Consider the following 23,322-nt stretch of genomic DNA (forward strand, 5'->3'; position numbering starts at 1 on the left):
GAGGGCCTGACAAACCCGTGCCAAGTGGGAAGGGAAAAAGAAAAGACAGGGCAGAATTGTCCCATGACCGACAAGAAGGAGATGTCCGCGCCGCAAAAAGCCTTGCTCAAGCTTGGCCTGGCGCGTGACATCGACCTGGCCCTGCACCTGCCGCTGCGCTACGAGGACGAGACCCGCATCGTGAAGCTGAGCGAGGCGCGCGAGGGCGACACGGCGCAGATCGAGGCCACGGTCACGGCCTGCGAGGTGACGTTCCGCCCGCGCCGGCAGCTGCTGGTGACGGTGGACGACGGCAGCGACACCTGCGTGCTGCGCTTCTTCAACTTCTACCCCTCGCAGCAGAAGGCGCTGGCCGTGGGCACGCGCATCCGGGCGCGCGGCGAGCTCAAGGGCGGCTTCCTGGGCTGGACCATGATGCATCCCTCGTTCCGCGCCGCCGGCGGCGAGCTGCCCAACGCGCTGACGCCGGTCTATTCCACGGTGGCCGGCCTGCCCCAGGCCTACCTGCGCCGCGCCGTGCTGGGCGGCCTGGCGCGCGCCGACCTGTCGGACACCTTCCCGCCGGGCGTGGCGGTGCCCGAGGCCGTTTTTTCAAGGAAAAATGGCCAGAGGTCCGCGTGGGGCCTACGTGAGTCGCTATCATTTTTGCACCAACCTGCGCCCGATGTGGCACTCGCCACGCTGGAGGACCACAGCCACCCGGCCTGGCAGCGGCTCAAGGCCGAGGAACTGCTGGCGCAGCAGCTGTCGCAGCTGCAGTCCAAGCGCGAGCGCGCCCGGCACCGCGCGCCCGCGCTGGCGGCGCCGGCCGGCGGCCTGCACGAGAAGCTGCTGGCGGTGCTGCCGTTCCAGCTCACGCGCGCCCAGCACCGCGTGGGCGAGGACATCGCGCGCGATCTGGCGCGCCCCGTGCCCATGCACCGCCTGCTGCAGGGCGACGTGGGCTCGGGCAAGACCGTGGTGGCCGCGCTGGCCGCGGCGATCTGCATCGACGCCGGGCGCCAGTGCGCGCTGATGGCGCCCACCGAAATCCTGGCCGAGCAGCATTTCCGCAAGCTCATCGGCTGGCTCGAGCCGCTGGGCGTGCGCGTGGCCTGGCTCACCGGCGGCCAGAAGAAGAAGGAGCGCGCCGCCATGCTCGCGCTGATCGCCAGCGGCGAGGCCGGCCTGGTGGTGGGCACGCATGCGGTGATCCAGGACCAGGTGCAGTTCCGCAGCCTGGCGCTGGCCATCATCGACGAGCAGCACCGCTTCGGCGTGGCGCAGCGGCTGGCGCTGCGCGGCAAGATGCAGGAAAGCGCGCGGCCCGGCAGCATCGCCGCCAGGCCGCCCCAAGGCGATGCTGCCCCCTCGGGGGGCAGCGACCCGCGCAGCGGCGGAGCGTGGGGGCTGTCAGTTTCCGAGCCGCATCTGCTGATGATGACCGCCACGCCGATCCCGCGCACGCTGGCCATGAGCTACTACGCCGACCTCGACGTCTCCACCATCGACGAGCTGCCGCCAGGGCGCACGCCCATCGTCACCAAAGTGATCGCCGAACAGCGGCGCGAGCAGGTGGTCGAGCGCATCCGCGCGCAGCTCGCGCAGGGCCGGCAGGTCTACTGGGTCTGCCCGCTGATCGAAGAGAGCGAGACCGTGGACCTGACCAACGCCACGGCCACGCACGAGGCCCTGAGCGCGGCCCTGCCCGGCGTCATGGTGGGCCTGCTGCATTCGCGCATGCCGGCGGCCGAGAAGAAGGCGGTGATGTCGCTGTTCACCGGCGGCCAGATGGGCGTGCTGGTCTCCACCACCGTGATCGAGGTCGGCGTGGACGTGCCCAATGCCTCGCTGATGGTGATCGAGCATGCCGAGCGCTTCGGCCTGTCGCAGCTGCACCAGCTGCGCGGGCGCGTTGGGCGCGGCGCGGCGGCCTCGGCCTGCGTGCTGCTGTACTCGGCGGGTGACAGCGGCCGGCTCGGCGAGACCGCGCGGGCGCGGCTCAAGGCCATGGCCGAGACCGGCGACGGCTTCGAGATCGCGCGGCGTGACCTCGACATCCGCGGCCCCGGCGAGTTCCTGGGTGCGCGCCAGTCGGGCGCGGCGCTGCTGCGTTTTGCCGATCTGGCCACCGACACCGACCTGCTGGAATGGGCGCGCGCAACTGCACCGGCCATGCTGGATCGGCACCTCGAATGGGCCCGCCGGCACGCCGAACGCTGGTTGGGTGGAAAATCGGAGTATCTGAAGGCCTGAAATGAAAACCACCCCCGAAGCGCCTGTGGCGCCCCGTGCACGCAGCCAGAGGCTGCGGCTCTTCGGGCTGTCCAAGCCTGCGCAGGCAGGCTTGGAGCCGCAGCCCTCAGCTCCCAAGGGGGCGCCACCCGCGGCCCGGCCAAGCCGGCTCCGCGGTGGCCGGGGTCTGGGCCGCACCGCTATGGATAAATGAAATGACTCTGACGGAGCTCAAGTACATCGTCGCCGTTGCGCGCGAAAAGCACTTCGGCAAGGCCGCCGAGGCCTGCTACGTCTCGCAGCCCACGCTGTCGGTGGCGATCAAGAAGCTGGAGGACGAGCTCGAGGTCAAGCTGTTCGAGCGCAGCGCCAACGAGGTCACCGTCACGCCGCTGGGCGAGGAGATCGTGCGCCAGGCGCAGAGCGTGCTGGAGCAGGCCGCCAACATCAAGGAAATCGCCAAGCGCGGCAAGGACCCGCTGGCCGGGCCGCTGAAGCTGGGCATCATCTACACCATCGGCCCCTACCTGCTGCCCGACCTGGTGCGCCAGGCGATCGCGCACACGCCGCAGATGCCGCTGATGCTGCAGGAGAACTTCACCGTCAAGCTGCTGGAGATGCTGCGCACCGGCGAGATCGACTGCGCCATCCTGGCCGAGCCCTTCCCCGACACCGGCCTGGCGATGGCGCCGCTGTACGACGAGCCGTTCATGGCCGCCGTGCCGAGCCACCACGCGCTGGCCACGCGCCAGGCCGTCACCGCCCAGGAGCTCAAGAGCGAGACCATGCTGCTGCTGGGCACCGGCCACTGCTTTCGCGACCACGTGCTCGAGGTCTGCCCCGAGTTCGCGCGCTTCTCCAGCGATGCCGAAGGCATCCGCAAGAGCTTCGAGGGCTCGTCGCTGGAGACCATCAAGCACATGGTGGCGGCCGGCATGGGCGTGACGCTGGTGCCGCGGCTGAGCGTGCCCCGGGAGGCGTTCGAGCCCAAGAAGCGCAAGAAGGACGAGGACGCTTTCGTCAAGTACCTGCCGATCACCGACGAGCAAGGCGGTGGCCCGCCGATGCGCCGCGTGGTGCTGGCCTGGCGCCGCAGCTTCACCCGCTACGAAGCCATCGCCGCCTTGCGCAACGCCATCTACGCCTGCGAGCTGCCAGGCGTGAAGCGCCTGTCCTGACCCCTGCCTTCTTGACTGCCCCTTGACTGGAATGATGAACCACGCACAACCCGGCATCCTGCCTCCCGTGCCCGCCGTCGGGCGCTACGTCTTTTTCTCGCTGGCGCACCGCGAGGGCGCGCGCGACGCCCTGGCCCGGCTGGCGCCGCTGGCGGATGGCGCGACGGTGGTGGTGGCGCTCGGGCCGTCGCTGGTGGCCGCCGTGGGCGCCGCGGTGCCTGGCCTGCGGGAGTTTCCCGCGATGGCGGGCCCTGGCGTCGAAGTGCCTTCCACGCCCACGGCGCTGCTGTGCTGGCTGCGCGGCAGCGACCGCGGCGACCTGGTGCTCAAGACGCGCCTGCTCGAAAAGGCCCTGGCGCCGGCGTTCCACCTGGACCGCGCGATCGAGGCCTTCCGCCACGGCCCGGTGGACAGCGACCATGGCCGCGACCTCACGGGCTATGAGGACGGCACCGAAAACCCCGAAGGCGAGGCTGCCGAGGCAGCCGCCTTCGTGCAGGCCGGCGGGCCGGGGCTGGACGGGTCGAGCTTCGTGGCCGTGCAGCAGTGGGTGCACGATTTCGACGCCTTCGAGCGCATGAGCCCCGCCGAGCAGGACAATGCCATCGGCCGCCGGCGCAGCGACAACGAGGAGCTGGAAGACGCGCCCGAGGCCTCGCACGTCAAGCGCACGGCGCAGGAGAGCTTCGATCCCGAGGCCTTCGTGCTGCGCCGCTCCATGCCCTGGGCCATGGGGTCGCGCGCCGGCCTGCTGTTCGTGGCCTTCGGCAAGTCGCTGGACGCGTTCGAGGCGCAGATGCGCCGCATGGCCGGGCAGGACGACGGCATCGTGGACGCGCTGTTCGGTTTCTCCCGGCCGCTGTCGGGCGCCTACTTCTGGTGCCCGCCGATGCTGGGCGGCCGGCTCGACCTGCGGCAGCTCGGCCTGTGATGCGGCGCGAGCGGCTGCGGCTGTACCTGGACCTGATCCGCTGGGATCGCCCGGCCGGCTGGCTGCTGCTGCTGTGGCCCTCGCTGAGCGCGCTCTGGATCGCCGCCCACGGCTTCCCCGGCTGGCCCCTGGTGGCGGTGTTCACGCTGGGCACCATCCTGATGCGCAGCGCGGGCTGCTGCGTCAACGACGTGGCCGACCGCGAGTTCGACCGCCACGTCAAGCGCACCGCGCAGCGGCCGGTGACGGCCGGCAAGGTGTCGGTGAAGGAAGCGCTGGTGCTCGGGGCCGTGCTGGCCCTGGCGGCCTTCGCGCTGGTGCTGACCACCAACGCCGCCGCCATCGCCTGGTCGTTCGCGGCGCTGGCCGTCGCGCTGATCTATCCCTATGCCAAGCGCTACGTGTCGATGCCGCAGGCGGTGCTGGGCGTGGCCTTCAGCTTCGGCATCCCGATGGCGTTCGCCGCCGTGCAGTCGCGCGTGCCGCTGACGGCCTGGGTGCTGCTGCTGGGCAACCTGTTCTGGGTGCTGGCCTACGACACCGAGTACGCCATGGTGGACCGCGACGACGACCTGAAGATCGGCATGAAGACCTCGGCCATCACGCTCGGCCGCCTCGATGTGGCCGTGGTCATGCTCAGCTACCTGGCTTACCTGGCAATTTGGGTCGGGGTCCTTGCCAGCCGGTCATTGGGTGCTATCTTTTATGTAGCAATCGGCATCGCGGCGGCGCAGGCGGCCTGGCACTACACGCTGATCCGCGGGCGCACCCGCGAGGGCTGCTTCAAGGCTTTCCGGCTCAACCACTGGGTCGGGTTCACCGTGTTCGCGGGCATCGCGGGCAGCTACGCGCTGGCGTGAGACCTGACCCCCACGCTCCGCCGCTACGCGGGGCTTTTCATTCTGGGGCGGCCCGGCGACGAAAAAGCCGCCCGGCGGGCGGCTTGGCGGGTGGCGCCGCGGGGCGCTCAGTGCTTGGTGTGCGACGCCGTGCGGGCCTTGGACTTGGCCTTCTTGGCTTTCTTGCCCTTCTTGGCGTGCGTTCCCTTCTTCTTGCTGTGGGCGTGCGTCTGCGCCTTGGCGGAAGCCGTCGAGGGGATCACGGCCAGGGGCACGGCCAGCACGGCTGCGCTGAGCACAGCGCAAAGCAGTTTCTTCATGAATGACTCTTCAAATGGTGTGATGTTTTTCTAGGGCCTGCAGACCGTCGGCAGGCTCTTGGAGAACGCCCGCCGGCAGGCCGGCGGACGCCGCGCTTTATAGCATGCGCTGCGCGCGAAACAAGGCTCAGCCCGCGCCGAATTCGTCGCCCAGCTCGTGGGCGCGGCGCCGGGCGGCGTGCAGGGCGCGCTCGAACAGCGTCTTGAGGTTGTCCTGCTCCATCGAGCTGATGGCGGCATGCGTGGTGCCGCCCTTGGAGGTGACGCGCTGGCGCAGGATCTCGGGCGGCTCGTTGGAGCTGCGGGCCAGCTCGGAGGCGCCGACGAACGTGCCCACCGACAACTGGTGCGCCTGCTCGCGCGACAGGCCCATGTCGGTGCCGGCCTGCGTCATGGCCTCGAGGAAATAGAACACATAGGCCGGGCCCGAGCCTGACAGCGCCGTCACCGCGTCGAGCAGGTCTTCGCGCTCGACCCAGAGGAACTCGCCCGTGGTGCGGATGACCTGCTCCGCCGCCTGCCGGTCCTGCGCCGTGACGGCGGGCCGCGCGTACAGGCCCGTCATGCCCTTGCGCACCAGGGCCGGCGTGTTGGGCATGCAGCGCACCACGCGCTCGGTGCCGAGCCAGCGGGCGATGCTGTCGCTGGGGATGCCGGCCGCCACGCTCAGGTGCAGCGCGGCCTTGGTGTGGAAGCGGCTTTGCAGGGCGGCGTCCTTGAAGCTCTGCGGCTTGACGGCCCAGACCACCAGGGTGGCCCGGTCCAGCGCCGCGCCGGGGCCTTCCAGGGCGGTGATGCCGAACTGCTGCTGGAGCTTGGCGCGGGCCTCGGCAAACGGCTCGACCACGTCGATCTGGCCCGCGGTGAAGCCCTGCTTGAGCAGGCCGCCGATGATGGCGCTGGCCATGTTGCCGCCGCCGACGAAGGCAATGTGCTGTGTGTTCATGGGAAGGGTGCCCTCATTCGATGAATTCAAAGGCCGCGAACTGGGTGATCTGGCCGGGGTTGAAATTGTCGTCGCTCACGAAGACCAGCGTGCGCCCGCCGCCGGGCAGGGGCGGGCCCCAGGTCATGCCCTCGGTGTTGTCGAGGCGGCGCAGGCCGGTGTGCGCGAAATCGGCCACCAGGGCCTTGGCGGCCGGGCGGTGGTTGCCGGGCTGCAGCGCCGGCAGCGCCAGCGTGTCGCTGGCCTGGCGCGTGTCGATCAGATAGAGCCGCAGCGAGGTGCCCACGCCGGCCATGTAGGCGCGCTCCAGCACCAGCAGCGCTCGCCGTCGACCATCAGGATCTCGCTCACGCCGTTGTCGGCCGGGCCGCCGGGCGGCACCGGGGCCTGCGGGATGGCGTCGGGCACGTAGGCGATCTGGCGCACGGCCTCGCCCCGGTCCAGATCGACCAGCGTGAAGCGGCAGGGGCCGCCGGGCGCGCCCACCGTGGGCATGGGGCCGTCCTGCACCAGCGCGTTCTCCATCGCCACCCAGGCCTGGCGGCCGTCGGGCGTCAGGCTCAGGCCCTCGAAGCCGAGGTTGTCGCGCGGCCCCCGCGCGGCATCGGGCGAGGGCTGGAACAGGGCCGGCAGGTTGAATTCGCGCAGCAGCGTGCCGTCGGGGCGGGCTTCGCGCAGCGCCGGGCCGAAGCCGCGCCGCAGGTCGCCCTCGCTGGTCCACAGCAGCGTGCCGGTCTCTGGGCGCCGGCGCAGGGCCTCGGGGTCGGGCACGTCCACGCCCGGCGCCGGGCTGCGGCGTCCCGGGTAGGGCTGGCCGTCGGCGCGCCGCAGCGTGACCACGGCCTGCAGCTCCACCGGGCCGAGCCGGTCCGCCTGCAGCGCCATGCGGGCCGTGTAGAGGCGGGCCGGCTGCAGATCGGAGCGGTCGTCGCTGAGCAGGTAGTAGAGGCCGCTGGCCGGGTCGTAGTCGATGCCCGACAGGCCGCCCACGGTGGTGCCCTGGAACGCCAGCCGGTGCGCCAGCGTGGTGTCGCCGATCAGGCGCAGGCGCGGCGTTGCGCGCGCCGCCGGGCCGGCCGTCGAGGCGCAGCCCGCAGTGGCGCCGAGGGCCACCGCGCCGGCGCCGAGCAGCAGGCGGCGGCGGGCGAGGAGGGCGGGCATCGGGGAGGTCGTCATGGCCGGAAGTTTAGAGCTTGCCGCGCCCTCTGGGGCGGCGCCGGAGGCCCGGATCAGGTCCAAAAAGGGCGGAGGTCCAGGTGTGCTGGTCGTTGGGTGCTATTGATTTTGTAGCATTCTGCATAACCGGCTCCTGCGGGCGCATGGCCCCGGGGCGGTGTGGACAATGGAGCCCATGACGACCGACCTCCTTCCCCGGCCGACACACCGCGCCGAGCTGATGGCCCGCCTGGGCGAGCCGCGCCGCTACGACGTGGCCGTGATCGGCGGCGGCGCCACCGGCCTGGGCGTGGCGCTGGACGCCGCCGCGCGCGGTTTTTCGGTGGTGCTGGTCGAGTCGCACGATTTCGCCAAGGGCACGTCCTCGCGCGCCACCAAGCTGGTGCACGGCGGCGTGCGCTACCTCGCGCAGGGCAACATCTCGCTGGTGCGCGAGGCCCTGCACGAGCGCGCCACGCTGCTGCGCAACGCGCCGCACCTGGCCCAGCCGCTGCCGTTCGTGATGCCGTCCTACCGCCTCTGGGAGACCCCGTTCTACGGCGCCGGCCTCAAGATGTATGACGCGCTGGCCGGCCAGGCCGGCCTGGGCGCGACCGAGTTCCTGGGCCGCGAGGCCGCCCTGCGCCACCTGCCCAACGCGCAGCCGCAAGGACTGCGCGGCGGCGTGAAGTACTGGGACGGCCAGTTCGACGACGCCCGGCTGGCGCTGGCGCTGGCGCGCACGGCGGCGGCCCGGGGGGCGCTGCTGGTCAATTACTGCGCGGCCACCGGCCTGGTCCACGAGGACGGCAAGGTGGCCGGGCTGCTTTGCCAGGACCGCGAAACCGGGCGCGAGTACCGGCTGCAGGCCGGCTGCGTCGTCAATGCCGCCGGCGTCTGGGTGGACGAGCTCCGCCAGAAGGACGGCGAGGCCGGCGGCCGGGCGACCCGGCCCCTGGTGGCGCCCAGCCAGGGCACGCACCTCGTGGTGGACCGGTCGTTCTCGCCCACGGACCACGCCATCCTGGTGCCCCGAACCGCCGACGGGCGGGTGCTGTTCGTCGTGCCCTGGCTGGGCAAGACGATCCTCGGCACCACCGACACGCCGCGCCATGACCTGGCGCGCGAACCGGATGCGTTTGCCGCCGACATCGAATTCATCCTGGGCGAATCGGCCCGCTACCTGCGCCGCGCGCCCACCCGCGCCGATGTCCGCAGCCTCTGGGTCGGCCTGCGGCCGCTGGTCCGGCCGCAGGGCGACGACGGCGACAGCACCAAGGGCCTGAGCCGCGAGCACACGGTGCTGGTCAGCCGCAGCCGCCTCGTCACCGTGACCGGCGGCAAATGGACCACCTACCGCGCTATGGCCGAGGATGTGCTCGACAAGTGCTTCGAGCATGGGCTGCTGCCCCGGGCCCGGCCCGGGGCGACCGTGCACCTGCCGCTGGTGGGGGCCCGGGAGCGCCAGCCGGGCCAGCCCGGCATCAGCGATCCGCCCGGCCTGCATGCCTACGGCAGCGAGGAGGACGCGGTGGCCGCCCTGCCCGGGGCGCAGCGCGAGCTGGGCGGCGGCCTGACCGAGGCGATGGTGCGCTTCGCCGCCCGGCATGAATATGCGCGGACGGTGGAAGACGTGCTGGCAAGGCGCTCCCGGCTGCTGTTCCTGGACGCCCGCCAGGCCGGCGCCCTGGCCACGGAGGCGGGCGCCATCCTGCAGCAGGAAACCGGGGCCGACCCCCAGGTGGTCGCGTTTTCGGCCCTGGCGCGACACTATGGCCAATTGCCCGGCTGAAGGCAGTTGACAGCCCCTTCAGGGTTTGCCATAATCGCTGGCTGCGCTTTAAAAGCGTGTGGAAGTTCGGAAGAGCTTCCAGTTCTGCCCAGCGAAAACGCCGTGAGTGGTTCATGGCGCGGACGACGGGCCCAAGACTGACTGCGGCGTCTTTGCGAGGCAAAGACCCTTGGTACAAGTTGGGAATATTTGAAATGATCCAGACTGAATCCCGGTTAGAGGTTGCCGACAACACCGGCGCGAAGTCCGTTCTGTGCATCAAGGTGCTCGGCGGCTCCAAGCGTCGTTACGCAAGCGTTGGCGACATCATCAAGGTGAGCATCAAGGAAGCTGCTCCGCGTGGCCGCGTCAAAAAAGGCGAGGTTTACAGTGCGGTGGTGGTGCGTACGGCCAAGGGCATCCGCCGTGGCGATGGCTCGCTCGTCAAATTCGATGGCAACGCAGCCGTGTTGCTGAACAACAAGCTGGAGCCCATCGGCACCCGCATCTTCGGACCCGTGACGCGTGAACTGCGTACCGAGAAGTTCATGAAGATCGTGTCCCTGGCTCCTGAAGTTCTGTAAGGACGCGCCATGAACAAGATTCGCAAAGGCGACGAAATCATCGTGCTCGCGGGGCGCGACAAGGGCAAGCGCGGCAAGGTATCGCTGCGCAAGGACGATTCCCATCTGGTGGTCGACGGCATCAATCTGGTGAAGAAACACACCAAGCCGAACCCCCTCAAGGGCACCACCGGTGGCATCGTCGAGAAGGCCATGCCGATCCACCAGTCCAACGTGGCGATCTTCAACGCCGCCACGGGCAAGGCTGACCGCGTGGGCATCAAGTTGCTGGCTGACGGCAAGCGCGTTCGCGTTTACAAGTCCAGCGGCGAAGAAATCAAGGTGGCATGACCATGGCACGACTGCAACAACACTACCGCGAAAAAGTGGCTCCCGAGCTCACGCAGAAGTTCGGCTACAAGTCGCCCATGGAGGTGCCGCGCATCACCAAGATCACGCTCAACATGGGCGTGAGCGAGGCGGTGTCCGACAAGAAGGTCATGGACAACGCTGTGGGCGACCTGACCAAGATCGCCGGCCAGAAGCCGGTGGTGACCAAGGCCAAGAAGGCCATCGCGGGCTTCAAGATCCGCGAAGGCCAGGCCATCGGCGCCATGGTCACGCTGCGCGGCGTGCGCATGTATGAGTTCCTGGACCGTTTCGTCACCGTGGCCCTGCCGCGCGTGCGCGACTTCCGCGGCATTTCCGGCCGCGCGTTCGACGGCCGCGGCAACTACAACATCGGCGTCAAGGAACAGATCATTTTCCCCGAGATCGAGTACGACAAGGTTGATGCCCTGCGCGGTCTGAATATCAGCATCACCACGACGGCCAAGACCGATGAAGAGTGCAAGGCACTGCTCGCCGGCTTCCGTTTCCCGTTCAAGAACTGAGGTGGCGTGTGGCTAAAGTAGCTTTGATCGAGCGTGAGCTCAAGCGAGAAAAACTGGCTGCCAAGTACGCGAAGAAATACGCGGAACTCAAGGCCATTGCAAATGATGCCAAGCGTAGCGACGAAGAGCGCGCTGCAGCCCGTCTGGGCCTGCAGAAGCTCCCGCGCAACGCCAACCCGACGCGTCAGCGCAACCGTTGCGAGATCACGGGCCGTCCGCGCGGAACCTTCCGCCAGTTCGGCCTGGGTCGCGCCAAGATCCGTGAACTGGCCTTCGCCGGTGACATCCCCGGTGTCACCAAGGCCAGCTGGTAAGCCAGGCAGGAGAGATTAAACATGAGCATGAGTGATCCCATCGCCGACCTGCTGACCCGTATCCGCAATGCGCAAATGGTGGCCAAGGCCACCGTGTCGGTGCCCTCTTCCAAGGTGAAGGTGGCCATTGCGCAGGTGCTGAAGGACGAAGGTTACATCGACGGCTTCCAGGTCAAGACCGAAGCCGGCAAGTCCGAGCTTGAAATTGCCCTGAAGTATTACGCCGGCCGCCCCGTGATCGAGCGTATCGAGCGCGTGAGCCGTCCCGGTCTGCGCGTGTACAAGGGCCGCGACGCCATTCCCCAGGTCCAGAACGGCCTGGGTGTGGCCATCGTCACTACGCCTAAGGGCGTGATGACCGACCGCAAGGCGCGCGCTACCGGTGTCGGTGGCGAAGTGCTGTGCTACGTGGCTTAAAGCGGAGAAACTGAAATGTCCCGTGTAGGAAAAATGCCCGTCGCCGTCCCCGCTGGTGTGGACGTGTCGATCAAGGAAGACCAGATCAGCGTCAAGGGCGCCGGCGGCACGCTGTCGCTGGCCCTGAACGTGCTGGTCAACGTAAAGAACGATGCCGGCAAGCTGAGCTTCGAGCCCGCGAACGAATCGCGCGAAGCCAACGCCATGAGCGGCACCATGCGTCAGCTGGTGAACAACATGGTGGTCGGCGTGACCAAGGGCTTCGAGAAGAAGCTGAGCCTGGTCGGCGTGGGCTACAAGGCCCAGGCGCAAGGCGCCAAGCTGAACCTGTCGGTGGGCTTCTCCCACCCGGTCAACAAGGACATGCCCGCCGGTATCACCGTGGCGACGCCTGCCCCGACCGAAATCGTGATCAAGGGCGCTGACCGTCAGCGCGTGGGTCAAGTGGCCGCTGAGATTCGTGCGATTCGCCCGCCCGAGCCCTACAAGGGCAAGGGCATCCGCTATGCGGATGAGAAGATCACGATCAAAGAGACCAAGAAGAAATAAGGAGCTGCAACATGTTGACCAAGAAAGAGCAGCGTCTTCGCCGGGCCCGTCAGACCCGCATCCGCATCGCCACGCAAGGCGTTGCGCGCCTGACGGTGAACCGTACCAATCTGCATATCTATGCCAGCGTGATCTCGGGCGACGGCGCCAAGGTGCTGGCCAGCGCGTCCACGGCCGAGGCCGATGTGCGCAAGGCGCTGGGCGGCTCCGGCAAGGGTGGCAACACCGCCGCGGCCCAGGCCATCGGCAAGCGCATCGCCGAGAAGGCGAAGGCTGCCGGCGTCGAGAAGGTGGCATTCGACCGCTCGGGCTTTGCCTACCACGGTCGCGTCAAGGCGCTGGCCGATGCCGCGCGTGAAGCCGGCTTGCAGTTCTAACGGACACGGAAACAGACATGGCTAAAGTTCAAGCAAAAATGCAAACTAAGGGTCAGGACGAAGGTCGTGACGATGGTCTGCGCGAAAAAATGATCGCGGTCAACCGCGTGACCAAGGTGGTGAAGGGGGGCCGTATCCTCGGTTTCGCCGCACTGACCGTGGTCGGCGACGGTGACGGCCGCGTGGGCATGGGCAAAGGCAAGTCCAAGGAAGTGCCGGCCGCCGTGCAGAAGGCGATGGAAGAAGCCCGCCGCAACATGACCAAGGTCACGCTGAAGAACGGCTCGCTGCACCACAAGGTGTTCGGCCAGCACGGCGCCGCTTCCGTCATGATGAGCCCCGCCCCCAAGGGTACCGGCATCATCGCCGGCGGCCCGATGCGCGCGGTGTTCGAAGTCATGGGCATCACCGATATCGTGGCCAAGAGCCATGGTTCGACCAATCCCTACAACATGGTTCGTGCCACGTTCGACGCGCTGAAGAACTCCACCACCCCGGCGGAAGTTGCAGCCAAGCGCGGCAAGACCGTTGAAGAACTCTTCGCCTGATCGGGAGTTTCAAGATGACGACGCAACAAACAGTCAAGATCCAGCTGGTTCGCAGCCCTATCGGCTGCAAGGAATCGCACCGCGCCACCGTTCGCGGCCTGGGCCTGCGCAAGCTCAACAGCACGAGCGAACTGCAGGATACGCCCGCGGTGCGCGGCATGATCAACAAGATCAGCTACCTGATCAAAGTGCTTTAAGAGGTTGATGATGGAACTCAATGGCATCAAGCCCGCCGCCGGCGCCAAGCACGCCAAGCGCCGCGTGGGCCGCGGCATCGGCTCCGGCCTGGGCAAGACCGCAGGCCGCGGTCACAAGGGCCAGAAGTCGCGTTCGGGCGGCTACCACAAGGTGGGCTTCGAAGGCGGTCAAATGCCGCTGCAGCGCCGCCTGCCCAAGCGCGGCTTCAAGTCGCACCTGCTGAAGTTCAACGCCGAAGTCACCCTGAGCGCGCTCGAGCAGCTCGGCGCCGCCGAGGTGGACCTGCTGGCACTCAAGCAGGCTGGCTTGGTCGGCGAACTCGCCAAGGTGGTCAAGGTCATCAAGTCGGGCTCGATCAGCAAGGCTGTCAAGCTCACCGGGATCGGTGCAACTGCGGGTGCCAAGGCTGCCATTGAAGCGGCTGGTGGCAGCGTGGCCGCCTGACCTGTGCTGGTGAAAGAAGGCATTTAAGTGGCAACCAGCGCGGCACAAATCGCAAAGACGGGCAAGTTCGGCGACCTGCGTCGCCGGCTGGTCTTCTTGCTGCTGGCCCTGGTGGTGTACCGTATCGGTGCCCACATTCCGGTGCCCGGCATCGACCCCGGCCAGCTGCAGCAGCTGTTCAAGGGCCAGCAGGGCGGCATCCTGAGCCTGTTCAACATGTTCTCGGGTGGCGCTCTGTCGCGCTTCACGGTGTTCGCGCTGGGCATCATGCCGTACATTTCGGCGTCGATCATCATGCAGCTGCTCACCTATGTCGTTCCGACATTCGAGCAGCTCAAGAAGGAAGGCGAAGCCGGCCGTCGCAAGATCACGCAGTACACGCGCTATGGCACGCTGGGTCTCGCGATTTTCCAATCGCTCAGCATTGCGCTGGCGCTGGAAAGCTCGCAAGGGCTGGTTCTGTCTCCCGGTTTCGGCTTTCGCATGACGGCTGTGGTCAGCCTGACGGCGGGAACGATGTTCCTGATGTGGCTGGGTGAGCAGATCACCGAGCGCGGCCTGGGTAACGGGATCTCGATCCTGATCTTTGCCGGTATTGCAGCGGGCCTGCCCAATGCGATCGGCGGCCTGCTGGAACTGGTTCGCACGGGTGCCATGAGCATCCTGGTGTCGGTGTTCATCGTGGCCGTGGTGGCGCTGGTGACCTACTTCGTGGTGTTCGTCGAGCGCGGCCAGCGGAAGATTCTGGTCAACTACGCACGCCGCCAGGTGGGCAACAAGGTGTATGGCGGGCAGTCGTCGCACCTGCCGCTGAAGCTGAACATGGCGGGCGTCATTCCGCCGATCTTCGCTTCGTCGATCATCTTGCTGCCGGCAACGGTGGTGAGCTGGGTCAGCTCCGGCGACTCGATGCGCTGGTTGAAGGACATTGCCGGTGCGTTGACGCCCGGGCAGCCGATCTACGTGATGCTGTACGCAACGGCGATCGTGTTCTTCTGCTTCTTCTACACGGCGCTGGTGTTCAACAGCCGTGAGACGGCGGACAACCTGAAGAAGAGTGGTGCGTTCATCCCCGGTATTCGTCCCGGTGAACAAACGGCTCGGTATATCGACAAGATCCTGGTCCGGTTGACGCTGGCGGGGGCGGTCTACATCACGTTCGTGTGTCTGTTGCCCGAGTTCCTGATCCTGAAATACAACGTACCGTTCTATTTTGGGGGCACGTCGCTGCTGATCATCGTGGTGGTGACCATGGACTTCATGGCCCAGGTTCAGAACTACATGATGTCTCAGCAGTACGAATCGCTGTTGAAGAAAGCTAACTTTAGGACTTCATTAGGTGGTTGACTTGCATGGCAAAGGACGATGTCATTCAGATGCAGGGCGAGGTGGTTGAAAACCTGCCCAACGCGACCTTCCGAGTGAAGCTGGAAAATGGACATGTGGTCCTGGGCCACATTTCCGGAAAGATGAGGATGCATTACATCCGCATCCTTCCTGGTGACAAAGTCACCGTTGAGTTGACGCCCTACGACCTGTCGCGGGCACGCATTGTGTTTCGCGCCAAATAGGCTAAGAGTTTTAGGAGAATGAAATGAGAGTTTCGGCTTCGGTCAAGAAAATTTGCCGCAACTGCAAAATCATCCGCCGTAAAGGCGTGGTTCGCGTGATCTGTACGGATCCGCGTCACAAGCAGCGCCAAGGCTGATTGCAAGAGTTATAGAGGACGCACATGGCACGTATCGCTGGCATCAACATTCCGCCGCATCAGCATGCTGAAATTGGCTTGACCGCCATTTACGGCATCGGTCGCACCCGCGCTCGCAAGATCTGCGAGGCTTGCGGCATTGCTTATTCCAAGAAGGTCAAGGATTTGACCGACGGTGACTTGGAAAAAATCCGCGACCAGATCGCCCAGTTCACGATCGAGGGTGACCTGCGCCGCGAAACGACGATGAACATCAAGCGCTTGATGGACATCGGTTGCTACCGTGGCTTCCGCCACCGCCGTGGTTTGCCGATGCGGGGTCAACGTACCCGCACCAATGCCCGCACCCGCAAGGGCCCGCGTAAGGCAGCCGCAGCACTGAAGAAATAATTGAGAGATCAATATGGCAAAAGCTCCCGCCAATAACGCCGCACAGCGTGTGCGCAAGAAGGTCCGCAAGAATGTGGCGGACGGCGTCGCGCACGTTCACGCGTCGTTCAACAACACCATCATCACCATCACCGACCGTCAGGGCAACGCATTGTCCTGGGCTTCGTCGGGTGGTCAGGGGTTCAAGGGCTCGCGCAAATCCACGCCGTTTGCGGCCCAGGTGGCCTCCGAAGTGGCGGGGCGCGCAGCCATCGAACAAGGCATCAAGAATCTGGATGTCGAGATCAAGGGTCCCGGCCCGGGTCGTGAGTCCTCCGTGCGCGCCCTGGCCGCACTGGGCATCCGGATCACCTCGATCGCCGATGTGACGCCGGTTCCCCACAACGGCTGCCGTCCGCAGAAGCGCCGTCGCATTTAAGTTTTTTTTAACCAAGCCCACCGCCATCGGCATCGCGCCGATGGCTCCCGCAGGCGACTGCGGTAGATGACGTCAAAAGGAAGATCAAGTGGCACGCTATCTCGGCCCCAAGGCCAAACTCTCCCGCCGTGAAGGCACTGACCTGTTCCTGAAGAGCGCCCGTCGCTCGATCAGCGACAAGGCCAAGTTCGACTCCAAGCCTGGCCAGCACGGCCGCACTTCGGGTCAGCGCACCTCCGATTTCGGTCTGCAGCTGCGCGAAAAGCAGAAGGTCAAGCGCATGTACGGCGTGCTGGAAAAGCAGTTCCGCCGTTACTTCGAGGAAGCCGACCGCCGCAAGGGCAACACCGGCGCGAATCTGCTGTTCATTCTCGAATCGCGCTTGGACAACGTGGTCTACCGCATGGGCTTTGGCTCCACGCGCGCAGAAGCCCGCCAGCTGGTGTCGCACAAGGCGATCACGGTGAATGGCCAGTCGGTCAACATCCCGTCGTACATGGTCAAGACCGGTGACGTGATCGCCGTGCGCGACAAGTCGAAGAAGCAGAACCGCATCGTGGAAGCGCTGCAATTGGCTCAGCAAGTTGGCATGCCGGCATGGGTGGAAGTGAATGCCGACAAGGCAGAAGGCACGTTCAAGAAGGTGCCGGATCGCGACGAGTTCGCCGCCGACATCAACGAATCGTTGATCGTCGAGCTGTACTCGCGCTGATAGTCTTTTTTCGTTTGAAATCGTTCCCGATCTCCAGGGCACTGGGCATCGGGTGCTTCACCAGCCTTACCGGTGTAACGAGCCGGGGGTATTGAGAGGAAGTCTGCATGCAAACCAACCTGCTGAAACCCAAAGCCATCAACGTAGAACAACTCGGCACCAACCGTGCCAAGGTGACGCTGGAGCCGTTCGAGCGCGGCTATGGTCACACGCTGGGCAACGCCCTGCGTCGCGTTCTGCTGTCGTCCATGGTGGGTTATGCAGCAACCGAAGTCACCATCGCTGGCGTTTTGCATGAGTACTCGTCCATTGACGGTGTGCAGGAAGATGTCGTCAACATCCTGCTGAACCTCAAGGGCGTGGTGTTCAAGCTGCACAACCGCGATGAAGTGACGCTGAGCCTGCGCAAGGATGGCGAAGGCGTGGTGACGGCGGCCGACATCCAGACGCCGCACGATGTCGAGATCATCAACCCCGATCATGTGATCGCCCACCTGTCCCAGGGCGGCAAGATCGACATGCAGATCAAGGTCGAAAAGGGCCGTGGCTATGTGCCCGGGACCATGCGCCGCTATGCGGATGAGCCGACGAAGTCCATTGGCCGCATCGTTCTCGATGCCTCTTTCTCTCCTGTGAAGCGCGTCAGCTACACGGTGGAAAGCGCTCGGGTGGAGCAGCGTACCGACCTGGACAAGCTGGTGGTCGAGATCGAAACCAACGGCGCCATCACGGCGGAAGATGCCGTGCGCGCGTCGGCCAAGATCCTGGTGGAGCAACTGGCGGTCTTTGCCCAGCTGGAAGGCAGCGAACTGGCCGCTTTCGACGCACCTGCCCCGCGCAGCTCGCAGCAATTCGACCCCATCCTGCTGCGCCCTGTTGACGAACTGGAGTTGACGGTCCGTTCCGCCAATTGCCTGAAGGCCGAAAACATCTACTACATCGGTGACCTGATTCAGCGCACCGAGAATGAGCTGCTCAAGACCCCGAACCTGGGTCGCAAGTCGCTCAACGAAATCAAGGAAGTTCTGGCCTCCCGCGGCCTGACCTTGGGTATGAAACTCGAAAGCTGGCCGCCCGCCGGCCTGGACAAGCGTTAAAATCTCCCGCCCTGCCATCGAGGCCGGGCAGTGCACCGGGTGGTACCTGATACGGCCATCCGTTTTATAAAGTAAAGGTAAGCACCATGCGTCACGGACACGGACTCCGAAAACTCAATCGCACCAGCGAGCACCGCCTCGCCATGCTGCGCAACATGATGAATTCGCTGATTCAGCACGAAGTCATCAAGACCACGCTGCCCAAGGCCAAGGAACTGCGCCGTGTGGTTGAGCCGATGATCACCCTGGCCAAGGAACCGACGCTTGCCAACAAGCGCTTGGCATTCAATCGTCTGCGTGACCGCGATATGGTGGTCAAGCTGTTCGCGGAAATCGGACCGCGCTACAAGGCCCGTCCCGGTGGCTACACCCGCATTCTGAAAATGGGTTTCCGTGTGGGGGACAATGCACCCATGGCGTTGGTCGAGTTGGTCGACCGCCCGGATGTTGTCGCTGCCGAAGAGCAGGCAGCAGCAGAATAGGCTATAATATTGGATTGCCGCGCGATGGAGCAGCCTGGTAGCTCGTTGGGCTCATAACCCAAAGGTCGCAAGTTCAAATCTTGCTCGCGCAACCAACAAACAGCGATCTTCGCTGACAAAACGCCCGCATCATGCGGGCGTTTTTGTTTTCTGGCTTCCCTCCTCTCTTTTTTCTTTCTGTCTTTCTTTTTTCGAGGATGGCCATCGGCGGTCGCTGCTCGCCGCGCGACCGCTGTTCGAGCAATGCATTGGCTCGCGAAAGCTTCTGAGGTGCCGCAACTCTGGTGTGGTTCGATGGGCTATTGATCCTTCTTGGCATCATGTGGAAGGGCTCATAAGCAAAAATCAGGCCCAAAAACTCATTTGGTAAGAAAAAAGCAAGCCCTCATCGATGATGAGGTGGCGCAACTCTCGTGTCAGAGCCATCCGATATCACGTCATGAATGCAGGCATGAGAAATTGGCTACTGAAATTCCTCTTCTTAATCAGTGATTTAGCTTTCATTTCTAAGCTTCTTTGGATGTGTGCGAACGCCCTGTCCGATGTGACTTTCCGCACGGAAATATTGAATTTTGGGTGAAAACCCTGAAATGAATGGTTACTAAAAGCTCTTCCTAACTAGACTCGGGCCCCAAGCCATTTTGCTTGTGGCGGTCACGTTGAGGGTGGGCTTTTGCTTTTGGATAGCGTTGGCATCGAAGAAGAGGATGGAGTTGCAACTCAGGAGATGAGTGGCGTGTGCACAAGCACGTCACTCGTGGCCCGGGTTGGCTGCCTCTTGCTGCCAATCGCTGGATCCAAGAGTGGGAGAGTCTGCGCACAGCTTGCTGCAAACTGCCTGGAGCGCACATAAAGATGTGGCGCTTCTTGAGCAGGGCATTTCGCTCGCCCATCGGATCGCCACGCGCAGCGGGGGCACCGACTTGGTTGGCGGCGCTGCTCCTGCTGATGTTGTCGCTGCAGGCTGCTGCGCAGGTCTGTGCGCCACCCGCCAGTCTAGGGACGGGGCCGACCAGTGGTGTCGTCAACAACTACTACCAAGGAAGCGGCAACCTTTCCCCGGGGGCGACGTCGCTGACGCTCGGAGCGCGTGATACCTCATCGCTTGATGCCAATGCGCTGGTGATTGGTGATTTGCTGCTGGTCATCCAAATGCAGGATGGCTCGATCAATTCATCCAACAACAGCACCTATGGCGATGGTTCCGGTAGCGGAGCGGGCAGTACCAGCGTCGGCTCAGCAGGCTTGTACGAGTACGTTCGTGTGACCGGGGTGGCAGGCACCACGATCTCGTTCACGCCGGCGCTGAACAACGCGTATGTCCAGGCCAATGCCACGGCCACGACCAGCCAGAAGCGCTACCAGGTCATCCGTGTCAGGCAGTACAGCAGCCTGTCTGCCCAGGGCATTGTTGCGCCGGCATGGAATGGCCTGACCGGGGGCGTGGTGGCGGTGGATGTGCGCGACACCTTGACACTGACAGGCGGCACCGTTGAGGGGCAGACAAATCGCGCTTTTTTTGTCGCGGGCAAGGGCTTTCGCGGTGGCGCCGGGGTCAGCCTGAACTCCAGTGGAGGAGCGCCGACAGACTTTGCCACAGCTTCCACTTTGGGCTATCACGGTTCCAAGGGGGAGGGCATTATTGGCACGCCTTTCTACACTTCGACGAAAACCAACAACTGGAGTTTTCAAGCTACAAATGCCCCGCCAGTCTTGACGATTCCCGCGGGACCGGCTGCGATTGAGGGATATCCGGGTGGCTCCTACGCGAAGGGCGCTCCTGGCAATGCTGGTGGTGGTGGCTCGGACGGGCAAACACCAACGACGACAAATCAGGAGAACGCCGGTGGTGGCGGTGGTGGCAACTATGGGCCAGGTGGTTTGGGCGGGCGGCCTTGGAATGATCCGCTGGTGGACGCCGGCGGCCGTGGCGGCGCCGGATATGCTGGAACTCTAGATTTCAATCGGGTTTTCATGGGCGGTGGCGGCGGTGCTGGAGGCACCAATAACGCAACGTTTGATGCAGGGACGTACAACAACCAAGGTATTTCCTGCAACCTGGGGAACGGCAACTGTTCTTCGGGCGCGGCGGGCGGCGGGGTCGTCATCATTCGTGCCCGGGCGATTACCGGCAGCGGCGTTATTGATGCGCGGGGCGCCCATGGCTACAACGTGGCGAACGATTCGGGCGGTGGCGGTGGCGGCGGCGGTTCTGTCATTCTGGAAACTCCTAGCGGAGGCAGTGCGACCGTCGATGCTTCGGGGGGCGATGGTGGCAATGCGTGGGCGAATCCGCCTGCAGCCAACAACAACTTGGGTGGTCGCCATGGCCCTGGTGGCGCGGGCGGTGGAGGTTTTGTGGCCTATGCGCCCAACACCATGGCGGTATCGGCCAACGTCAATGGAGGAGCACCGGGCGAGACCATGAGCGGTGCTGTGAGAGAAAACTATGGTTCAGTCGGTTACAACGGGGGACTGACCACCTACCAGGTTCCCGATGTGCCGGGCGTACCGCCAGCCGCGCTGTGTGATCCGAATCTCACTTTGGCCAAGACGGATGGTGTGACGCTGGTGACATCGCCCAGTGTGACAACCTACACTTTCACCGTGGCCAACATCGGCAATGGCGCCACCTCGGGCACCATCACCGTGTCCGACAAGTTGACAACAGGTTTGACGGTGACGCCGGGCGTTCTGACGCCGACCGGGCCACAGGCTGCCAACTGGAGCTGCAGTGCGGCCAATGCCACGGACATCGTCTGCACATCAACCACTGCCATCAATGGAGGTGGGACCAGCGTTTTTGCTCTTCCCGTGTCGGTGGCTGCAGCCAATGGCACTTCGCTGGTTAATCGAGCGCGGGTGTTCGGGGGGGGGGACCCCAACAAGGCAAATCCGGCGAATGCGGCAGCTGCGGTGACGGCGGCCATCGCGTGTACGGCCAACAACAATCCGGCCGGCTGCGCCTTGGATACCGATACGGTGCAGGCTCCCAACCTTGTGCTGACCAAGACGGACAGTACCAGCGTGCTTGCCCGGGGCGGGACAACAACTTATACCTTGGTGGTGACCAACGGTGGAGGCACGGCGACGACTGGCACCATCACGGTGGCCGATCTGTTGCCAACCGGGTTGACTTTTGCTGGAACCGCCACGGTCAGCAATTTTGTTTGTACGACTTCCGGGCAAGGCATCACCTGCAATCGGACGACAGCGTTGGCTGCTGGTGCATCGGCCACTATCACGTTCAGGGTGACTGTCGACAACAATGCGCCTTCGGCCGTAACCAATCTGGCTCAGGTGGGCGGGGGAGGAGATCCGAGTCCCAACAAGTCGACACGGCCCACCACGGCAACGGCGGCCTTGTGCCCCGCGCCGGTTTCTCCGGCGGATACTTCTTTTGACCCCAACAATGGTTGTGCCGCAGATACCGATGAGGTGCGCTATGTTCGTCTCCAGTTGAGTAAGGACGACGGGCAGATTTTTGTGAATGCCAACTCCAACACGGATTACGTATTCACCGTGCTTAACAACGGTACCATGGCGACGGTGGGGACCATCAACTTTCGCGATGTTTCTCCTGGCACCCTGACTTTCGTCACCACGGGAACCTTCACGCCAGCAGGTCCTAATGGCGCTGACTGGTCATGCACTCGCGTCTCCACGGTCAACGTCAGTTGTACTTCCAGCGTGTCTATTCCCGCAGGAGGTGCGTCGAGCTTCATACTGACTGCCAGCGTCGGTAATGCGACGGTAGGTAGCCAGCAGCGCAACAAGGCCCGGATTGGTGGGGGCGGGGATGTGACGCCGGGTATCGTGCAAAGTCCTGCAGTGGCGGATGTGAATGCCTGTACGACCGATGGCAATCCGGTGGGGTGCGCGATTGATCTCAACACGGTTCAGAACGCGGCCGAAGTCCGGCTTACCAAGTCGCACGCGAATCCGCAGACCAAATTCCCCGGGCAAACGGTGACTTTCTCATTGGTTGTGAGCAATGGTGGTGGGACCTCTGCCACAGGCACGACCACGGTGGCGGATGTGCTTCCGACGGGGTTGACCTACACCTCGCCGGCGTCGCCGTTCACCCAGAACGGGTTTACGTGCACGGTCACGGGCCAGAATATCTTGTGCAATCGAACGACCGCGCTGGCGGCCGGAGCCTCGGCAACGATCACCTATACGGCAACCGTCGCGCTGACGGCAACGACAACGTTGGTGAACCAGGCAAAGGTCGGTGGCGGAGGCGACCCCCAGAATGGGACACTGCCGAACGCCGCAGCCGCAGCGCTGTGCAGCGGCCAGGATGTTCCCAACCTCGGCTGCGCTGTCGATCCGGTTCCCTTGCCTGTGGTTGCAACCAATGTGAGCAAAGCAGTGGGAAGTGCAACGGTGGCTGCAGGGAGCACAACCAGTTTCACCTTGGTGTTCACGAATGCGGGCCCCAGTACCCTGACAGGAGCTAGCTTCAATGATGTGATGCCTGCCAATTTGCAAGCATCAAATTACAGCAGCACCGTGACGGGGGGCGCTAGTACGGCAAACTTCACAGTGAGCGCGAGCGGGATTGCGGGAAGCGTCACGATTCCAGTGGGCGGGCAAGTGTCCGTATCGGTGAACGTGACGGCCACAGCCAGTGGTAGTTATGTAAACACTGTGACGCTGAACATGCCGGCTGGAACCACGAATAACGGGACGAGCACGGCAACCGTAAGCGGTGTGGTGACGCCGGTCGCCGACCTGGTGGTGAGCAAGGTGGCGTCCAGCGCCAACGGCACGGCAGGCGCGACGATCAGCTACACGGTGACGCTGGTGAACCTGGGCCCGAGCGCGGCGCAGAACGTGACCCTGACCGACGTGA

The 23,322-nt window shown here is 64.7% G+C and carries 27 protein-coding genes, 1 tRNA gene and 1 pseudogene; 25 read left to right on the top strand and 4 right to left on the bottom strand.

The window, feature by feature from the left end; all coding sequences use genetic code 11:
- Positions 1-63 precede the first annotated feature (63 nt).
- The 4 genes from recG (at position 64) to ubiA (ending at position 5,183) form a co-directional block, all read left to right on the top strand.
- On the top strand, positions 64-2,235 hold the full coding sequence (recG, locus tag MMF98_RS15855; RefSeq protein WP_243307604.1) for an ATP-dependent DNA helicase RecG: 2,172 nt from the start codon (positions 64-66) through the stop codon (positions 2,233-2,235).
- 194 nt (positions 2,236-2,429) lie between these two features.
- Positions 2,430-3,392 (top strand): LysR substrate-binding domain-containing protein, encoded by a 963-nt coding sequence (locus MMF98_RS15860; protein ID WP_243307605.1) that lies wholly within the window; start codon positions 2,430-2,432, stop codon positions 3,390-3,392.
- 34 nt (positions 3,393-3,426) lie between these two features.
- The gene (locus MMF98_RS15865) at positions 3,427-4,323 is read left to right on the top strand and encodes a Dyp-type peroxidase (protein WP_243307606.1); all 897 of its coding nucleotides are present in this window, start codon (positions 3,427-3,429) and stop codon (positions 4,321-4,323) included.
- A complete protein-coding gene (gene ubiA, locus MMF98_RS15870) occupies positions 4,323-5,183 on the top strand; it encodes a 4-hydroxybenzoate octaprenyltransferase (RefSeq protein ID WP_243307607.1) in 861 nt (286 codons plus the stop codon). Before MMF98_RS15865 ends, ubiA begins: the two co-directional genes overlap by 1 nt.
- 107 nt (positions 5,184-5,290) lie before the next feature.
- On the opposite strand, the gene MMF98_RS15875 is transcribed toward ubiA, so the two are convergent.
- From MMF98_RS15875 to MMF98_RS15885, 3 genes and pseudogenes are all read right to left on the bottom strand, one after another.
- A complete protein-coding gene (locus MMF98_RS15875) occupies positions 5,291-5,482 on the bottom strand; it encodes a hypothetical protein (RefSeq protein WP_243307608.1) in 192 nt (63 codons plus the stop codon).
- Positions 5,483-5,609: 127 nt separating this feature from the next.
- Entirely contained in the window at positions 5,610-6,428 is an 819-nt protein-coding gene (gene proC, locus MMF98_RS15880) for a pyrroline-5-carboxylate reductase (RefSeq protein WP_243307609.1), read from the bottom strand.
- Between the two features lie 13 nt (positions 6,429-6,441).
- Positions 6,442-7,604: pseudogene (locus MMF98_RS15885) on the bottom strand (esterase-like activity of phytase family protein).
- A gap of 175 nt (positions 7,605-7,779) precedes the next feature.
- Between MMF98_RS15885 and MMF98_RS15890 the strand changes: the two are divergent.
- From MMF98_RS15890 to MMF98_RS15985, 20 genes are all read left to right on the top strand, one after another.
- Complete coding sequence (locus tag MMF98_RS15890; RefSeq protein ID WP_243307611.1) at positions 7,780-9,375, top strand: glycerol-3-phosphate dehydrogenase/oxidase; 1,596 nt, start codon at positions 7,780-7,782, stop codon at positions 9,373-9,375.
- Positions 9,376-9,569: 194 nt separating this feature from the next.
- Positions 9,570-9,938: a 50S ribosomal protein L14 gene (rplN, locus tag MMF98_RS15895; RefSeq protein ID WP_013902964.1), complete on the top strand. Its 369-nt coding sequence runs from the start codon at positions 9,570-9,572 to the stop codon at positions 9,936-9,938.
- Between the two features lie 9 nt (positions 9,939-9,947).
- Positions 9,948-10,268 carry a 50S ribosomal protein L24 gene (gene rplX, locus MMF98_RS15900; RefSeq protein ID WP_243307613.1) on the top strand — a complete coding sequence of 107 codons (321 nt, stop codon included), beginning with the start codon at positions 9,948-9,950 and terminating at the stop codon, positions 10,266-10,268.
- A 2-nt stretch (positions 10,269-10,270) separates the two neighbouring features.
- Positions 10,271-10,810, top strand: a complete 540-nt coding sequence (rplE, locus tag MMF98_RS15905) for a 50S ribosomal protein L5 (protein ID WP_243307615.1) — start codon at positions 10,271-10,273, stop codon at positions 10,808-10,810.
- A gap of 8 nt (positions 10,811-10,818) precedes the next feature.
- Positions 10,819-11,124, top strand: coding sequence for a 30S ribosomal protein S14 (rpsN, locus tag MMF98_RS15910; RefSeq protein ID WP_243307617.1), 306 nt, complete (start codon positions 10,819-10,821; stop codon positions 11,122-11,124).
- A 21-nt stretch (positions 11,125-11,145) separates the two neighbouring features.
- Positions 11,146-11,541 (top strand): 30S ribosomal protein S8, encoded by a 396-nt coding sequence (gene rpsH, locus MMF98_RS15915; protein WP_243307619.1) that lies wholly within the window; start codon positions 11,146-11,148, stop codon positions 11,539-11,541.
- Positions 11,542-11,556: 15 nt separating this feature from the next.
- Complete coding sequence (gene rplF / locus MMF98_RS15920) at positions 11,557-12,090, top strand: 50S ribosomal protein L6 (protein WP_243307621.1); 534 nt, start codon at positions 11,557-11,559, stop codon at positions 12,088-12,090.
- 11 nt (positions 12,091-12,101) lie between these two features.
- Positions 12,102-12,467: a 50S ribosomal protein L18 gene (gene rplR, locus MMF98_RS15925; RefSeq protein ID WP_243307622.1), complete on the top strand. Its 366-nt coding sequence runs from the start codon at positions 12,102-12,104 to the stop codon at positions 12,465-12,467.
- Positions 12,468-12,484: 17 nt separating this feature from the next.
- Entirely contained in the window at positions 12,485-13,015 is a 531-nt protein-coding gene (gene rpsE / locus MMF98_RS15930; RefSeq protein WP_423837633.1) for a 30S ribosomal protein S5, read from the top strand.
- 14 nt (positions 13,016-13,029) lie between these two features.
- Positions 13,030-13,212: a 50S ribosomal protein L30 gene (gene rpmD / locus MMF98_RS15935; RefSeq protein WP_243307624.1), complete on the top strand. Its 183-nt coding sequence runs from the start codon at positions 13,030-13,032 to the stop codon at positions 13,210-13,212.
- A 10-nt stretch (positions 13,213-13,222) separates the two neighbouring features.
- Positions 13,223-13,657, top strand: coding sequence for a 50S ribosomal protein L15 (gene rplO, locus MMF98_RS15940; protein ID WP_243308640.1), 435 nt, complete (start codon positions 13,223-13,225; stop codon positions 13,655-13,657).
- A 27-nt stretch (positions 13,658-13,684) separates the two neighbouring features.
- Entirely contained in the window at positions 13,685-15,004 is a 1,320-nt protein-coding gene (gene secY / locus MMF98_RS15945; RefSeq protein ID WP_243307626.1) for a preprotein translocase subunit SecY, read from the top strand.
- A 5-nt stretch (positions 15,005-15,009) separates the two neighbouring features.
- The gene (gene infA, locus MMF98_RS15950; protein ID WP_012734373.1) at positions 15,010-15,228 is read left to right on the top strand and encodes a translation initiation factor IF-1; all 219 of its coding nucleotides are present in this window, start codon (positions 15,010-15,012) and stop codon (positions 15,226-15,228) included.
- Positions 15,229-15,251: 23 nt separating this feature from the next.
- Positions 15,252-15,365: a 50S ribosomal protein L36 gene (gene rpmJ, locus MMF98_RS15955; RefSeq protein WP_011481465.1), complete on the top strand. Its 114-nt coding sequence runs from the start codon at positions 15,252-15,254 to the stop codon at positions 15,363-15,365.
- Positions 15,366-15,389: 24 nt separating this feature from the next.
- A complete protein-coding gene (rpsM, locus tag MMF98_RS15960) occupies positions 15,390-15,755 on the top strand; it encodes a 30S ribosomal protein S13 (protein WP_243307628.1) in 366 nt (121 codons plus the stop codon).
- Positions 15,756-15,768: 13 nt separating this feature from the next.
- Complete coding sequence (gene rpsK / locus MMF98_RS15965) at positions 15,769-16,173, top strand: 30S ribosomal protein S11 (protein WP_243307630.1); 405 nt, start codon at positions 15,769-15,771, stop codon at positions 16,171-16,173.
- A gap of 88 nt (positions 16,174-16,261) precedes the next feature.
- On the top strand, positions 16,262-16,885 hold the full coding sequence (gene rpsD, locus MMF98_RS15970) for a 30S ribosomal protein S4 (protein WP_243307632.1): 624 nt from the start codon (positions 16,262-16,264) through the stop codon (positions 16,883-16,885).
- Positions 16,886-16,992: 107 nt separating this feature from the next.
- Positions 16,993-17,982, top strand: a complete 990-nt coding sequence (locus MMF98_RS15975; protein WP_243307634.1) for a DNA-directed RNA polymerase subunit alpha — start codon at positions 16,993-16,995, stop codon at positions 17,980-17,982.
- Between the two features lie 86 nt (positions 17,983-18,068).
- Entirely contained in the window at positions 18,069-18,464 is a 396-nt protein-coding gene (gene rplQ / locus MMF98_RS15980; protein WP_243307636.1) for a 50S ribosomal protein L17, read from the top strand.
- 18 nt (positions 18,465-18,482) lie between these two features.
- Positions 18,483-18,559 (top strand) — tRNA-Met (locus MMF98_RS15985).
- Here MMF98_RS15985 and MMF98_RS15990 read toward each other — a convergent pair.
- A complete protein-coding gene (locus MMF98_RS15990) occupies positions 18,538-18,819 on the bottom strand; it encodes a hypothetical protein (protein ID WP_243307638.1) in 282 nt (93 codons plus the stop codon). The two genes, MMF98_RS15985 and MMF98_RS15990, sit on opposite strands and share 22 nt — an antisense overlap.
- Positions 18,820-19,319: 500 nt before the next feature.
- On the opposite strand from MMF98_RS15990, the gene MMF98_RS23665 reads away from it, so the two are divergent.
- The coding region (locus MMF98_RS23665; protein WP_423837634.1) for a beta strand repeat-containing protein at positions 19,320-23,322 on the top strand (4,003 nt) is incomplete at its 3' end.

Origin of the sequence: Variovorax terrae (assembly GCF_022809125.1) — a bacterium.
Taxonomy (GTDB): domain Bacteria; phylum Pseudomonadota; class Gammaproteobacteria; order Burkholderiales; family Burkholderiaceae_C; genus Variovorax_A; species Variovorax_A terrae.

What these genes read in the sequence shown, in the direction of transcription:
- recG (WP_243307604.1), top strand. Translation starts at nt 64, where the DNA reads ATGACCGACAAGAAGGAGATGTCCGCGCCGCAAAAAGCCTTGCTCAAG.
- MMF98_RS15860 (WP_243307605.1), top strand. Translation starts at nt 2,430, where the DNA reads ATGACTCTGACGGAGCTCAAGTACATCGTCGCCGTTGCGCGCGAAAAG.
- MMF98_RS15865 (WP_243307606.1), top strand. Translation starts at nt 3,427, where the DNA reads ATGAACCACGCACAACCCGGCATCCTGCCTCCCGTGCCCGCCGTCGGG.
- ubiA (WP_243307607.1), top strand. Translation starts at nt 4,323, where the DNA reads ATGCGGCGCGAGCGGCTGCGGCTGTACCTGGACCTGATCCGCTGGGAT.
- MMF98_RS15875 (WP_243307608.1), bottom strand. Translation starts at nt 5,482, where the DNA reads ATGAAGAAACTGCTTTGCGCTGTGCTCAGCGCAGCCGTGCTGGCCGTG.
- proC (WP_243307609.1), bottom strand. Translation starts at nt 6,428, where the DNA reads ATGAACACACAGCACATTGCCTTCGTCGGCGGCGGCAACATGGCCAGC.
- MMF98_RS15890 (WP_243307611.1), top strand. Translation starts at nt 7,780, where the DNA reads ATGACGACCGACCTCCTTCCCCGGCCGACACACCGCGCCGAGCTGATG.
- rplN (WP_013902964.1), top strand. Translation starts at nt 9,570, where the DNA reads ATGATCCAGACTGAATCCCGGTTAGAGGTTGCCGACAACACCGGCGCG.
- rplX (WP_243307613.1), top strand. Translation starts at nt 9,948, where the DNA reads ATGAACAAGATTCGCAAAGGCGACGAAATCATCGTGCTCGCGGGGCGC.
- rplE (WP_243307615.1), top strand. Translation starts at nt 10,271, where the DNA reads ATGGCACGACTGCAACAACACTACCGCGAAAAAGTGGCTCCCGAGCTC.
- rpsH (WP_243307619.1), top strand. Translation starts at nt 11,146, where the DNA reads ATGAGCATGAGTGATCCCATCGCCGACCTGCTGACCCGTATCCGCAAT.
- rplF (WP_243307621.1), top strand. Translation starts at nt 11,557, where the DNA reads ATGTCCCGTGTAGGAAAAATGCCCGTCGCCGTCCCCGCTGGTGTGGAC.
- rplR (WP_243307622.1), top strand. Translation starts at nt 12,102, where the DNA reads ATGTTGACCAAGAAAGAGCAGCGTCTTCGCCGGGCCCGTCAGACCCGC.
- rpsE (WP_423837633.1), top strand. Translation starts at nt 12,485, where the DNA reads ATGGCTAAAGTTCAAGCAAAAATGCAAACTAAGGGTCAGGACGAAGGT.
- rpmD (WP_243307624.1), top strand. Translation starts at nt 13,030, where the DNA reads ATGACGACGCAACAAACAGTCAAGATCCAGCTGGTTCGCAGCCCTATC.
- rplO (WP_243308640.1), top strand. Translation starts at nt 13,223, where the DNA reads ATGGAACTCAATGGCATCAAGCCCGCCGCCGGCGCCAAGCACGCCAAG.
- infA (WP_012734373.1), top strand. Translation starts at nt 15,010, where the DNA reads ATGGCAAAGGACGATGTCATTCAGATGCAGGGCGAGGTGGTTGAAAAC.
- rpmJ (WP_011481465.1), top strand. Translation starts at nt 15,252, where the DNA reads ATGAGAGTTTCGGCTTCGGTCAAGAAAATTTGCCGCAACTGCAAAATC.
- rpsM (WP_243307628.1), top strand. Translation starts at nt 15,390, where the DNA reads ATGGCACGTATCGCTGGCATCAACATTCCGCCGCATCAGCATGCTGAA.
- rpsK (WP_243307630.1), top strand. Translation starts at nt 15,769, where the DNA reads ATGGCAAAAGCTCCCGCCAATAACGCCGCACAGCGTGTGCGCAAGAAG.
- MMF98_RS15975 (WP_243307634.1), top strand. Translation starts at nt 16,993, where the DNA reads ATGCAAACCAACCTGCTGAAACCCAAAGCCATCAACGTAGAACAACTC.
- rplQ (WP_243307636.1), top strand. Translation starts at nt 18,069, where the DNA reads ATGCGTCACGGACACGGACTCCGAAAACTCAATCGCACCAGCGAGCAC.